The 12,578-nt window shown below is 72.4% G+C and carries 11 protein-coding genes and 1 pseudogene; 5 read left to right on the top strand and 7 right to left on the bottom strand.

Translation table 11 applies throughout. The features are described 5' to 3' along the window. Nucleotides 1-153: 153 nt before the first annotated feature. From ppdK to O1G21_RS26120, 5 genes are all read right to left on the bottom strand, one after another. Nucleotides 154-2,862 carry a pyruvate, phosphate dikinase gene (gene ppdK, locus O1G21_RS26140; RefSeq protein WP_270147066.1) on the bottom strand — a complete coding sequence of 903 codons (2,709 nt, stop codon included), beginning with the start codon at nucleotides 2,860-2,862 and terminating at the stop codon, nucleotides 154-156. Between the two features lie 564 nt (nucleotides 2,863-3,426). Beyond that, nucleotides 3,427-4,596: a tRNA dihydrouridine synthase DusB gene (dusB, locus tag O1G21_RS26135; RefSeq protein WP_270147065.1), complete on the bottom strand. Its 1,170-nt coding sequence runs from the start codon at nucleotides 4,594-4,596 to the stop codon at nucleotides 3,427-3,429. A 70-nt stretch (nucleotides 4,597-4,666) separates the two neighbouring features. Continuing rightward, nucleotides 4,667-5,437 carry a DUF4097 family beta strand repeat-containing protein gene (locus tag O1G21_RS26130; protein ID WP_270147064.1) on the bottom strand — a complete coding sequence of 257 codons (771 nt, stop codon included), beginning with the start codon at nucleotides 5,435-5,437 and terminating at the stop codon, nucleotides 4,667-4,669. 2 nt (nucleotides 5,438-5,439) lie between these two features. Beyond that, complete coding sequence (locus O1G21_RS26125; RefSeq protein ID WP_270147063.1) at nucleotides 5,440-6,084, bottom strand: response regulator; 645 nt, start codon at nucleotides 6,082-6,084, stop codon at nucleotides 5,440-5,442. Beyond that, nucleotides 6,072-7,292 (bottom strand): sensor histidine kinase, encoded by a 1,221-nt coding sequence (locus tag O1G21_RS26120; protein ID WP_270147062.1) that lies wholly within the window; start codon nucleotides 7,290-7,292, stop codon nucleotides 6,072-6,074. Before O1G21_RS26120 ends, O1G21_RS26125 begins: the two co-directional genes overlap by 13 nt. Before the next feature lie 135 nt (nucleotides 7,293-7,427). Here O1G21_RS26120 and O1G21_RS26115 point away from each other — a divergent pair, with 135 nt between their 5' ends. After that, nucleotides 7,428-7,967, top strand: coding sequence for a hypothetical protein (locus O1G21_RS26115; RefSeq protein WP_270147061.1), 540 nt, complete (start codon nucleotides 7,428-7,430; stop codon nucleotides 7,965-7,967). 100 nt (nucleotides 7,968-8,067) lie between these two features. After that, complete coding sequence (locus O1G21_RS26110) at nucleotides 8,068-8,445, top strand: hypothetical protein (RefSeq protein WP_270147060.1); 378 nt, start codon at nucleotides 8,068-8,070, stop codon at nucleotides 8,443-8,445. Nucleotides 8,446-8,458: 13 nt separating this feature from the next. Here the strand turns inward: O1G21_RS26110 and O1G21_RS26105 are convergent, their stop codons facing one another. Next, complete coding sequence (locus tag O1G21_RS26105; protein ID WP_270151279.1) at nucleotides 8,459-9,337, bottom strand: helix-turn-helix transcriptional regulator; 879 nt, start codon at nucleotides 9,335-9,337, stop codon at nucleotides 8,459-8,461. Nucleotides 9,338-9,448: 111 nt separating this feature from the next. Between O1G21_RS26105 and O1G21_RS26100 the strand changes: the two genes are divergently transcribed. The 3 genes and pseudogenes from O1G21_RS26100 (at nucleotide 9,449) to O1G21_RS26090 (ending at nucleotide 11,958) form a co-directional block, all read left to right on the top strand. Further along, complete coding sequence (locus O1G21_RS26100) at nucleotides 9,449-10,894, top strand: MFS transporter (RefSeq protein WP_270147059.1); 1,446 nt, start codon at nucleotides 9,449-9,451, stop codon at nucleotides 10,892-10,894. Between the two features lie 96 nt (nucleotides 10,895-10,990). After that, nucleotides 10,991-11,575 (top strand): annotated as a pseudogene (locus O1G21_RS26095) (MFS transporter); the annotation flags it as partial. 68 nt (nucleotides 11,576-11,643) lie between these two features. Continuing rightward, nucleotides 11,644-11,958, top strand: a complete 315-nt coding sequence (locus tag O1G21_RS26090) for a type II toxin-antitoxin system Phd/YefM family antitoxin (protein ID WP_270147057.1) — start codon at nucleotides 11,644-11,646, stop codon at nucleotides 11,956-11,958. Here O1G21_RS26090 and O1G21_RS26085 read toward each other — a convergent pair. After that, nucleotides 11,944-12,534, bottom strand: coding sequence for an alpha/beta hydrolase (locus O1G21_RS26085; protein WP_270147056.1), 591 nt, complete (start codon nucleotides 12,532-12,534; stop codon nucleotides 11,944-11,946). The genes O1G21_RS26090 and O1G21_RS26085 overlap by 15 nt on opposite strands. Nucleotides 12,535-12,578: the final 44 nt, after the last annotated feature.

Below are 12,578 nucleotides of genomic sequence, written 5' to 3'. Positions count from 1 at the left end.
CGTACGGCCGGGCGGGAACGGACGCCGTTGTCCGTTCCCGCCCGGCCGTGTTACGTACGCCGGTTCTCCTGCGCCGAGCTCCGGTGTACGCCCTCCCGACGGGAGGGGAAGCGGTCAGTCGTACCCGCGCGTGAGTAGGGGATGCCTACCCTCTCAGCGCGAGTCGCTGCCCGCCGACTCGATGGCGGCGCGGCCTGCCTCCAGGCGCGCCACCGGGATCCGGAAGGGGGAGCAGGAGACGTAGTCCAGCCCCACCTCGTGGAAGAAGTGGACCGAGTCCGGGTCGCCGCCGTGCTCGCCGCAGACGCCGAGCTTGAGGTCGGGGCGGGTGGCCCGGCCGGCCTCGACGGCGTGCTTGACGAGCGAGCCGACGCCGTCGCGGTCGATGGTCTCGAACGGGGAGACCCCGAAGATGCCCTTCTCCAGGTAGGCGGTGAAGAACGAGGCCTCCACGTCGTCCCGGGAGAAGCCCCAGACCGTCTGGGTCAGGTCGTTGGTGCCGAAGGAGAAGAACTCGGCGGCCTCGGCGATCTGACCGGCGGTCACCGCGGCGCGCGGCAGCTCGATCATGGTGCCGAGCTTGATCTCCAGCTTGACGCCGGTGGACTGGGCGACCTCGGCGAGCACCCGCTCGCACTCGTCGCGGACCAGCTCCAGCTCCTGGACGGTGCCGACCAGCGGGATCATCACCTCGGGGCGCGGGTCCCCGCCGGCCAGCTTGCGCTCGGCGGCGGCCTCGGCGATGGCCCGGACCTGCATCCCGAACAGGCCGGGGATGACCAGGCCGAGGCGGACGCCGCGCAGGCCCAGCATCGGGTTCTGCTCGTGCAGCTTGTGCACCGCCTGGAGCAGGCGCAGGTCGTTCTCGTTCGGGTCCTTGCGGGCCTCGGCGAGGGCGACGCGCACCGACAGCTCGGTGATGTCCGGCAGGAACTCGTGCAGCGGCGGGTCGAGCAGGCGGACGGTGACGGGCAGGCCGTCCATCGCCTGGAAGAGCTCCAGGAAGTCGCCCTTCTGCAGCGGCAGCAGGGTGGAGAGGGCGAGCTCGCGGTCCTTGTCGTTGTCCGCGAGGATCAGGTGCTCGACCTCCTTGCGGCGCTCCTCGCCGAGGAACATGTGCTCGGTGCGGCACAGGCCGATGCCCTGGGCGCCGTAGCGGCGGGCGCGCGAGCCGTCCTCGGCGTTGTCGGCGTTGGCGCGCACGGCGAGGCGGCGGCGGCCGTCGGCGTGCGACATCAGCCGGTGGACGGCCTGGACCAGTCCGCCCTGGACGTCGGCGCCGGCGTGCAGGGTGCCCTCGAAGTACTCGACCACGGGGGACGGCAGCACGGGCACCTCGCCGAGGTACACCTTGCCGCTGGCGCCGTCGATCGAGACCACGTCGCCCTCGTGGACCACCAGGCCGTCGGCGGTGGTGAACTTGCGGCCCTTGGTGTCGACCTCCAGCTCCTCGGCGCCGCAGACACAGGTCTTGCCCATGCCACGGGCGACGACGGCGGCGTGCGAGGTCTTGCCGCCGCGCGAGGTGAGGATGCCCTCGGCGGCGATCATGCCGTCCAGGTCGTCCGGGTTGGTCTCGCGGCGGACCAGGATGACCTTCTCGCCGGAGCGGGACCACTTGACGGCGGTGTAGGAGTCGAAGACGACCTTGCCGATCGCGGCGCCGGGCGAGGCGGCCAGGCCCCAGCCGATCTGCTTGGACTCGGCGGTCGGGGCGAAGCGCGGGAACATCAGCTGCGCCAGCTGGCCGCCGGTGACGCGCATCAGGGCCTCGTCCAGGTCGATCAGGCCCTGGTCGACCAGCTGGACGGCGATCCGGAAGGCGGCCGCGGCGGTGCGCTTGCCGACCCGGGTCTGCAGCATCCAGAGCTTGCCGCGCTCGATGGTGAACTCGATGTCGCAGAGGTCGCGGTAGTGGTTCTCGAGCTTCTGCATGATCGCCATCAGCTCGTCGTACGACTTCTTGTCGAGCTTCTCCAGCTCGGACAGCTGCAGCGTGTTGCGGATGCCGGCGACGACGTCCTCGCCCTGGGCGTTGGACAGGTAGTCGCCGTAGACGCCCTGGGTGCCGGTGGAGGGGTCGCGGGTGAAGGCGACGCCGGTGCCGGAGTCCTCGCCGAGGTTGCCGAAGACCATGGTGCAGACGTTGACCGCGGTGCCCAGGTCGTTCGGGATGCGCTCCTGGCGGCGGTACAGCCGGGCGCGGTCGCCGTTCCAGGAGTGGAAGACGGCGTGGATGGCGAGGTCCATCTGCTCGCGCGGGTCCTGCGGGAAGGCCCGGCCGGTCTCGCGCTCGACGATGCCCTTGAACACCTCGACCAGTTCCCGGAGGTCGGAAGCGTCCAGGTCCAGGTCGTTGGTGGTGCCCTTGGCGTGCTTGGCCTCGTCCAGGGCCTCCTCGAACAGCTCGCCGTCGACGCCCAGCACGGTCTTGCCGAACATCTGGACCAGGCGGCGGTAGGAGTCCCAGGCGAAGCGCTCGTTGCCGGACTGGGCGGCCAGGCCGGTCACCGAGGCGTCGGAGAGACCGATGTTGAGGACGGTGTCCATCATGCCGGGCATGGAGAACTTGGCACCGGAGCGGACGGAGACCAGGAGCGGGTTGTCGGCCTGGCCGAGCTTCTTGCCCATCTCCTGCTCGAGGGCGTCCAGGTGGGCGCTGATCTCCTCGTGCAGCGAGGTCGGCTCGCTACCGGTCTCCAGGAAGACCTTGCAGGCCTCGGTGGTGATGGTGAACCCCGGGGGGACGGGGAGCCCCAGGTTGGTCATCTCGGCCAGGTTCGCGCCCTTGCCGCCAAGAAGATCCTTGAGGTCCTTGTTTCCTTCGGTGAAGGAGTAAACAAACTTCTGCTGGGACGGCACGGGTCGGTCTCCTCGTACGCGGTTGCCCTGACGCCGGAGAACATACCCATTTCGAAGGCACTTCTCTGCCCTGAATAGGCCACCCGAGGCCGGTACCGAGTGGTAACCCGCTAGATCGAATGCGCATAAAGGCGTTCACCTCTGTTGGTGAAATCGTCCCCCTGACGCGATGCTGCGTTCAAGTCTTGAAGACGGGGAAACGGGAAGATCGCCCGATTCGGACGCTGGGTAGCGGCCGTGGGTCGGTCGCGTTGCCCCGGCTTGATTTCCTGCAACCGGATCGGCCGATCGGCCGCGAACCGGCTTCGGGAAGCGATCCACGGTCGACCTGTCCATTTCGTCCACTGACCCACCGTCAGTGGCCGCCGCGTGTGGCAAGCGTCACCAGCGCATCTCACCGCTCGAACGTAGAACGCCTGCGTCAATCGTCGCACTCCGTCCAGGAACCTGCTCGTTCTGTGACATCAGAACGCCGAAAAGGAGCCCTCCTGTCCAGAATGGACAAGAGGGCTGCGACCGGATGGCGAGCGGCCCAGCAGGGGCGACTTCGCCAGATCGGCTAGATCATCCGCCAGAGGTGTCCGATTCGGCGTCCGCACCCGGCCTGGCGCAGTCGTACGGATCGTCCAACCAACCGTCCGGCAGGACCACCCGGCCGTTGCCGCTGGTGCGCCCGCGCGGGCCGTCCGCTCCGATCGGCCAGGTCTGGGTCTGCTCCACCTGGGCGAGGGTTTCGGCCAGTTCGGTCAGCGAGGAGGAGTTCGCGAGCTTCACCCGCAGCTCGGAGCCGACCGAGAAGCCCTTGGTGTACCAGGCGACGTGCTTGCGGAAGTCGATCACACCGCGCGCCTCGTCCCCCAGCCACTCGCCGAGCAACTGGGCGTGGCGCACCATCGCCCTGGCCACGTAGCCGAAGTCCGGACGGGCGTAGTCGACGTCCCCTTCGAAGATCGAGACCAGGTCCTTGAACAGCCACGGCCGCCCCAGGCAGCCGCGGCCCACCACGACGCCGTCGCAGCCGGTCTCCCGCATCATCCGCAGCGCGTCGTCCGCCGACCAGATGTCCCCGTTGCCCAGCACCGGCACGTGCGCCGGGACGGCCTCGCGCAGCCGGGCGATCGCCGACCAGTCGGCCGTCCCGCCGTAGTGCTGGGCGGCGGTGCGGCCGTGCAGGGCGATCGCGGCCACGCCCTCCTCGGCGCCGATCCGGCCGGCGTCCAGGTAGGTGAGGTGGTCGTCGTCGATGCCCTTGCGCATCTTCATGGTCACCGGCAGGTCTCCGGCGTTGGCGACGGCCTCGCGCAGGATCTCGCGCAGCAGGTTGCGCTTGTACGGCAGCGCCGAGCCGCCGCCCTTGCGGGTCACCTTGGGGACGGGGCAGCCGAAGTTGAGGTCGATGTGGTCGGCCAGGCCCTCGTCCGCGATCATCCGGGCCGCCTTGCCGACGGTCACCGGGTCCACCCCGTACAGCTGGATCGAGCGCGGTTTCTCGCTCGGGTCGAACTTGATCAGCTGCATGGTCTTGGCGTTGCGCTCGACCAGCGCCCGGGTGGTGATCATCTCCGAGACGTACAGCCCCTTGCCGCCGCTCTGCTCGCGGCACAGGGTGCGGAACGGGGCGTTGGTGATGCCGGCCATCGGCGCCAGCACGACGGGCGGCCACACCTGGATCGGGCCGATGTCCAGCGGCGCGAACTCGGTCTCGGGCGCGGTGGGTGCGGGCGTGGCTGTCATGCGCGGCTGACCTCGGGTAGGGGGACGGGACTCTTCATTGTCCCCCACCCGGGTGAGCGGCCACCGCCCGCTACGACGGGTTGATCGAGAGCGAGCCCGAGGTGACCTCGGCGTGGATGGTGTCCGGGCTGGTCGGGTCCGCCAGCTGCGGGTCGATCTGACCGCTCCCGCTGCCGATCTCGCTGGAGAAGGCGTACCGGCTGTTCCCCGGCACGTTCACGATCACCGAGCCGGAGGTGGCCTTGGCGTCCACCGCGTGCGGGGCCTTGGTGAAGTACAGCTCCACCGAACCCGAGGTGGTCTCCGCGGTCACCCGCGGCGCACTCAGGTCGGTGGCCTGCACCTGCCCGGAGGTGGTCCGCGCCCACACCTCGCCGGAGGTGTGCACCAGCGACAGCTGGCCGGAGGTCAGCTGCATCCGCACGCTCCCGCTCAGGCCCTCCACGGAGACCGAGCCGGAGCTCACCGACCCGGTCACCGCGGTCGCGGCCGGCACCTCCAGCTCGATCTCGGCGCCGCAGCCGAGGTCGGTGAACGACAGCACCTGCCGGCAGTGCATCCCGACCGTCAGCACGTCGCCGACGACGGTGCTCGACACCACCGGCTTGCGGAACATCCAGTCCAGCTGCTGGCTGACCACCACCCGGCCCTCCCGGCCGGCCCGCAGCCGCACCGAAGCGCTGCCGGTCTCCAGCCTGACCTGGTGGATCGCCATCTCGTACGGCCTGGTCGAGCTGGTGTGCTGGCGCACCACCAGCGACCAGGTCTGCAACCCTGCGGCGAGCATCCCCAGGACGACCGCGAGCGTCCCGGTGATCCGCCAGGCCTTCGCCCCGTCCACGGCTACCCGACCTCCAGGAACCGCAGCACCGCCATCACCCGGCGGTGGCTGTCGTCGGCCGGCGGGAGGTCCAGCTTGGTGAAGATCGAGTTGATGTGCTTGGCCACCGCGCTGTCGCTGACCACCAGGGAGGCGGCGATGGCCGCGTTGGAACGGCCCTCCGCCATCAGCGCGAGCACGTCCCGCTCGCGCGGGGTCAGCTTCTCCAGCGGGTCCCGGTGGCGGCGCACCAGCAGCTGGGCCACCACCTCCGGGTCCAGCGCGGTGCCGCCATCGGCGACCCGCTGCAGCGCGTCCACGAAGTCGTCCACATTGGCCACCCGCTGCTTGAGCAGGTAGCCGACGCCGCTGGTGTTGGTCGCCAGCAGGTCCGCGGCGTAGCGCTCCTCCACGTACTGGGAGAGCAGCAGCACCGCGACCTCCGGCCACTGCCGGCGGATCACCATCGCGGCCTTGACGCCCTCGTCGCTGAAGCCCGGGGGCATCCGGACGTCCGCGACCACCACCCCCGGGCGGTGCTCCTCGACGGCGGCCAGCAGTTCCTCGGCGTCCCCGACGGCGGCCACGACCTCGTACCCCACCGCCTCGAGGACCTTGACCAGGCCGACCCTCAGCAGGACCGAGTCCTCGGCGATCACAGCACGCACGGCAACTCCACGGTGATGGTGGTGGGGCCCCCGAGGGGGCTGAGAACGGACAGCGTTCCGTCGACCGAGGCCGCGCGCTTGCGCAGACCGGTGAGCCCGGTGCCGCGCGAGGGGTCCGCGCCGCCCACGCCGTCGTCGCTGATGATCAGGCGCAGCCGGTCGCCGGTGGTCCGCACCGACACGTCGACCTGCTTGGCCCGGGCGTGCTTGGCCACGTTGGTGAGCGCCTCGGAGACGGTGAAGTAGGCGACCGCCTCGACGGTCGGGGCGATCGGCCCGGACAGCTCGACGTCCAGGCGCACCGGCAGCGGGGCGCGGGCGGCGATGCCGGACAGCGCCGCGTCCAGACCGCGGTCCTCCAGGACGGCCGGGTGCAGGCCGCGGACCAGGTCGCGCAGCTCGTCGATGGCGGCCTGGGCCTCCTCGTGCGCCTCCACGATCACCTGCATCACCTCCGGCGGCACGTCCTTGAAGGTGCGCCGGGCCAGGCCCAGGTTCATCGCGAGGGAGGTCAGGCGCTGCTGGGCGCCGTCGTGCAGGTCGCGCTCGATCCGGCGGCGTTCGGCGTCCACCGCGTCGACCAGGCCCGCCCGGCTCTCCGCGATCTCCTCGACCCGCTGCTCCAGCTGCTCCGCCCGGTCCGGGCCGAGCAGCAGCTGCGCCGCCCGCACCTCCACCCAGGCCGCCAGCCCCGCCAGCCAGGGGGACGCGACCGCCAGCGCCACGCCGCCGGCCGTGAGCCCGAGCTGAACGGGCCACTCCCGCAGTCCGGTGGTGGCGGGCAGCAGCCAGCTCCAGCCGAACACCGTGGACAGCACCAGGGCCGCGCCCCAGAGGTACACCACCGTCGCCGCGCCGAGCGCGAGCAGCGGGCCGACCACCAGGTGGTAGGCGGCCTGCCGCCAGGTCAGCACCAGCCGCAGCCGGCCCAGCAGCCGGTTCGGGGAGTCCCCGGGGCGCGGCGGCGGCACGTCCACCCCGTACAGGGAACGCAGCCGGCCGCGCTGGGCGTCGGCCAGCGGCCGGGTGCAGGTCAGCACGACCGCGAGGACCGCGATCAGCAGCTTGGACTCGGTGACGGCCAGCCAGACCGGCACGGCCATGGGTATTCCGGCGGCGATGAAACGGGTGTCCCGCCAGGCCTCGGCCGACCACGGTGGCCGCCGGAGGCTCCTGACGAGCGCTCGGCGCAACGTGGTGGAGGGCATGCCGGACAGCGTAGGGCCCGGTGATCAACGTCCACCATGAAGGGGGGTGCCCGACGGGGGTGTAGCTAGCTACACCCCCGATTCGGTGTGCGGCACCACCGACAAGGGGCCCCTCCTGACGGAAGGCTGGGGGGCATGACGAGCACTGCATCGCACTCCGCCACCCCGCCGCACCGGCGGCCCGTCCCCGGGGACCACGGGGGTGTTCCCGGGGGCGCGCTCCGCCCGGCGCCGGGGCCGGAGGGGACGCTGCCCGCCGGGGCCGGGCCCTGGTCGGTCCGCAGCGTCGGGTCCGGCCGCGGCCGGGCCGCGCTGGAGCTGTACCAGCACGGCGAGTTGGCCGACGTCCTGGTCGCCGCCCGGCTCGCACCGCAGCTGGTGCGCGGCGCGCGGCGCAGCCCGTCCGCCGGGCGCGGCTCGCACGTGCTCGCGTGGGGGCGGCTGCCGGCCGACGCCGCGGTGCCCTCGGTGGTGTTCACCGGGCGGCGGCTGTTTCGTACGGTCCGGGCGGCGGCGGCCGAAGTGGTCACGGTGGCCGGGCTGTTCTGGCTCGCCTGGGCCGAGGGGCCGTTCGACGCGGTGCTGGTGGAGCACCCGTCGGCCGGGCCGGCCGAGCGGCTGGCGCTGCAGCGGGTGCGGGAGCGGCGGGCGGTCACGGTCGGGGGTGCGGCATGAGCGACCGCAGCATGGGGGTACCCGCGGCCGAAGGCTGGGGGAGAATCATCAAAAGGTGCGCACGGGCGAGTGCCCCTGCCGAGCGGAGCGAGGCGGGCGCATGAGCATCGCGGTCTTCTCCGGCGCTCCGGCGTACGTCCTGCCGGAGCGGCTCCGGCAGCTGCCGCGGCTGGCGGCCTTCGGGCTGCTGCCCTGGCTGCTGGTGCTGGCCGTCAACCACGAGACCCCGTGGGTGGTGCTGGACCTCGCGGAGTTCGCCGCCCTGCTGTCGCTGGACGCACTGCTGCGCCGGGGCAGTGCCGCCGCCCGGTGGCCGGGCGGGGTGGCGGCGCTGCTGCTCGCCGGGGACGCGCTGGTCGACATCACCTGCGCCGGGCCGGGGCACGCGGTGCTCGCCGCCCTGGTGATGGCGTGCTGCATCGAACTGCCGCTGGCGGCGGTGTGCCTGCTGCTCGGGCGCGAGGCGATACGCGGGTAGGCCCGTCCGGCGCTCAGAGCCGGTCGGGCAGCTCGTCCATCAGGGCGCGGGTCTCCTCGTCCAGCGGGGTGTAGCTGATCATGCGGGTCCCGAGCCGGGGGCTGAGCCAGAAGTTGGTGTAGTTGCAGCGCAGCAGACCCACGCCCGGCACCTGGAAGCGCTTGATCCCGTTGCCCGGCCCCTGCACCTCGTGCCGCTGCCACTCCTCCTCGAAGTCCGGCGAGGCCTTGCGCAGCCGGGCCAGCAGCGCCTTCCAGGCCGGCTCGGCGGAGTGGTCGGCCATCGCGGCGCGGAACCGGGCCACCATGCCGATGCGTTCCGTCCGGTAGTCGATCAGCACCTCGCGGAAGCGCGAGGGGGTGAACGCCAGCCACATCAGGTTCCGCTCCTCGAGCGGCAGTTCACCGAGGTCGCCGACCAGGGCGGTGTACGGCACGTTGTGCGCCAGGACGTCGTAGCGGGAGTTGACCACCGCCGCCGGGTACGGCGCCATCTGCTCCAGCACCAGGCGCACGCTCGGCGTCACCGAGGGGCACTCCGTCACCGGCGCCGGGTCCTCCGAGCCGGCCAGGGTGAACAGGTGCGCCCGCTCGCTCGGATCCAGCAGCAGCGCCCGGGCCACCGCGTCCAGCACCTGGGCGGACACCTGGATGTCCCGCCCCTGCTCCAGCCACGTGTACCAAGTCACCCCGACGGCGGCCAGCTGCGCCACCTCCTCCCGGCGCAGCCCCGGGGTGCGGCGGCGGCCGGTCATCGGCAGGCCCACCTGCTCGGGCGCGATGCGCTCGCGGCGGCTGCGCAGGAACGCCGCCAGGTCGTGCCGGCGGGCCTCGTCCGGGGTGCCGCGGTGCGGTCCGGCGAAAGCGGGACGGGCTTGCGCGGTCGGGGTCATCAGGCTCATGCTCCCCAGCATGCGGCACCCGGCAGCCTGTTGCCAGGTACTTCTTATACCTGGATAACCACACTCTGGTACCAGGGTACGAAGCGGCGGATCGTATGACCCGTGACTCAACAACTCGCCGTCGCCCCGGCCCCGACCCGGACCGCCCCCGCAGCCGCTCCGCACACCCCCGCCCTCGGCACCGCCGGGCTGGTCACCGTCCTGCTCGGCGCGTTCCTGCCGATGCTCGACTTCTTCATCGTCAACGTCGCCCTGCCCACCATCGACAAGGACCTGGCCGCCGGGCCGGCCGTGCTGGAACTGGTCGCCGCCGGCTACGGCATCGCCTTCGCCGTCCTGCTCGTCCTCGGCGGGCGGCTCGGCGACATCTTCGGCCGCCGCCGGCTCTTCGTCGCCGGCGCCGCCGCCTTCGCCCTCACCTCGCTGGCCTGCGGCCTCGCCCCCGACGCGTGGTCCCTGGTCGCCGCCCGGGCCGCCCAGGGCGCCTCGGCCGCACTGCTGATCCCGCAGGTGCTCGGCACCATCACCGCCGCCACCGACGGCGCCCGGCGCGGTCGCGCGCTCAGCGTCTACGGCGCGGTCGGCGGCATCTCCGTGGTGATCGGGCAGGTGCTCGGCGGGATGCTGGTCGCCGCCGACCTGTTCGGCACCGGCTGGCGCTCGGTCTTCCTGCTGAACGTACCGTTCGCGCTGCTCGCCGTCGTCCTCGCCGTCCGGTACGTGCCGGAGAGCCGGGCCGCCCAGGCCGCCGCGGTGGACGTGCCCGGCACCGCGCTGCTCACCGCCACCCTGCTCGCCCTGCTCATCCCGCTGATGGAGGGCCGCGCGGCCGGCTGGCCGCTCTGGTCCTGGGTGCTGCTCGCCCTGTTCCCGGTGTTCGCCGTCGCCTTCGCCCTGGTCGAGCGGCGCGCCGAGCAGCGCGGAGCGACCCCGCTGGTGCCGCCCTCCCTGCTGCGGATCCCCGAGATGCGGCGCGGCCTCGGCATCGCCGTCCCCTACTTCGCGGGCTTCGGCGGCTTCATGTTCGTCATCGCCGTCGCCCTCCAGCAGGGCCTGAAGCTCGGCGTGGTCGCGGCCGGCTGGGCGCTGGTCCCGATGGCCGTCGGCTACTTCACCGCCTCGCTCTCCGGCCCGCGGCTGATCGGCCGCTGGGGCAGCCGGGTGCTCAGCGCCGGCGCCGTCATCCAGGCCATCGGCCTCGCCACCGTCGCGCTGACCGTCCTCGCCGACGCGGACCACTTCTCCCCGCTGCGGATGGCGCCCGGCGTCGCCCTCGCGGGCATCGGCCAGGGCCTGATCGGCACGCCGCTGTTCCGGGTCGTCCTCTCCAAGGTGCCCGTCGCCCGGGCCGGTGTCGGCAGCGGCGTCCTCGCCACCAGCCAGCAGTCCAGCCTGGCCCTCGGCGTCGCCACCCTCGGCACCCTCTACCTGTCCCTCTCCCCCAGCCTCGGCATGGGCCGCGCGCTCGCCCTGTGCCTGGGCATCCAGCTCCTCGGTTCCTTCACCGTGCTGTACCTGACCACCCGCCTGCCCCGCTCCATCGGCTGAGCCCCGCGGGCCCAACGGGCCCCGGGCGACGGCGAACGGCCCCGCGACCGGTTCCTTCCGGTCGCGGGGCCGTTCTCGTCTCGGGACGAGCGGGACCGGCTGCCACTCCGGCAGGTGGTACGGATCCCCGGCGTGGGGGCCGTCCTGGCGGTCACGGCATCCTTCGTGCTCGCCCACAAAATCCTCTACACCTACGTCGCGGCACTGATCGAACCGCTCGGCCTCGGCGGACGGACCGACACCGTCCTGCTCCTCCTAGGCCTGACCTCGCTGCTCAGCATCGCCCTCACCGGAGCCCTGATCGACCGGCACCTACGGACCCTGGCCCTCACCGCCTGCGTCCTCGTCGCCGTCGCGGCCCTGACCATCGCCGCAGCCCTGCTCGGCACGGCGTCCTGGCCGGTCTACGGCGCGGCCGCGATCTGGGGCCTCGGCTTCGGCGGCGCCGCCACCCTGCTGCAGACCGCCGCCGCCGACGCCGCCGACACGGCCGCCGACCTCGCCCAGTCCCTGCTGGTCACCTGCTGGAACCTCGGCATCGCCGCCGCCGCGTCCACCGGCGGCCTCCTCCTCGACCACGCGGGGCCGAACTCCCCGCCCTGGTCGGCCCTGGCGCTGCTGGCCCTCGCCCTGACGGTGACGGCGGCGGCGCGGTGGCACGGGTTCCCGGGCAAGGGGTGACGCTCGTTGGGGTGAAATCGACGCACGCTGCCCGGAACCGTCGGGCGATCCGCCCTACCGTGAATCGCATGACAGCCAGGGTTTCCGTCCAGCAACTCCAAGACCACGCCGATGAATTGATCGACCGGGTAGCGGCCGGGGAACGCATCGGGCTCACTCGCGACGGACGGCTGGTCGCCGTACTGGCTCCGCCCGACCCGGAGCAGCGGGTGCTGGCGGAGCTGGTACGCGAGGGCGCCGTCGCCCCGGAGAACGCCGCCACCGCGCGCGGGCTGGCCGGCTGGACCCCGCCCAGGATCGACGTCCGGCTCCCTTTCGGCCGCCGAGGCCCTGCACAGGATGCGCGCGGAGGAAGGCCATTGACCCAGCTACGGCGTCAGTGAGCCGATGAAGCCGTCCAGCCGGGTGACGACCTCGCGCAGGGCGTCGACCGAGCCGATCGGATCGTGGGGCAGTTCGAGGCCGTGGTCGGCGGAGGGCAATTCCAGGACCTGGTGGCCGGTGGAGTCGGCGACAGCCCGGTCCCACAGTTCGTCGGCGCTGCCGCCGACCAGCAGGGTCGGTGCCGAGGTTCGGTGAAGGGCGCGAATCACGTGGTCGAGGGTCAGTACGCGGGTCAGCCAGGCGGCCGCGAGCTGCCGGTCGGCCGCGAGGCCGGCGGCGAAGCAGCCCAGCGACTTGCCGACCAGCAGGCGGCAGGCGCCGCGCTCGGCGTCGACGGCTTCGGCGACCTGCCGCTCGACCCAGGCGATCCGCTCGCCCATCGCCAACTCAACGAGGTCATCCGGGAGTTGCCACCAAAGTTCCTGGACCGTCCAGCCGTGCCGCTGGAGTACGGAGCCGGCGAAGTGCAGCAGCGGGCGGGCGGGCGAGTAGCCGGTGCCGGGGATGACCAGGGCGACCCGGTTCGGGTCGCCGTCGGTGCGGGTGGGGAGGCCGAGGGCGGCAGGTGCGGACATGGCCGCAGGCTACCGCCCCAACAACCGTACACGGAGCGCACTTT

This window comes from Kitasatospora cathayae (assembly GCF_027627435.1).
In the GTDB taxonomy this organism is placed as follows: Bacteria; Actinomycetota; Actinomycetes; order Streptomycetales; family Streptomycetaceae; genus Kitasatospora; species Kitasatospora cathayae.
Note: the sequence above shows the minus strand (reverse complement) of the source record. Positions and strands in the feature narration are given on the sequence as shown.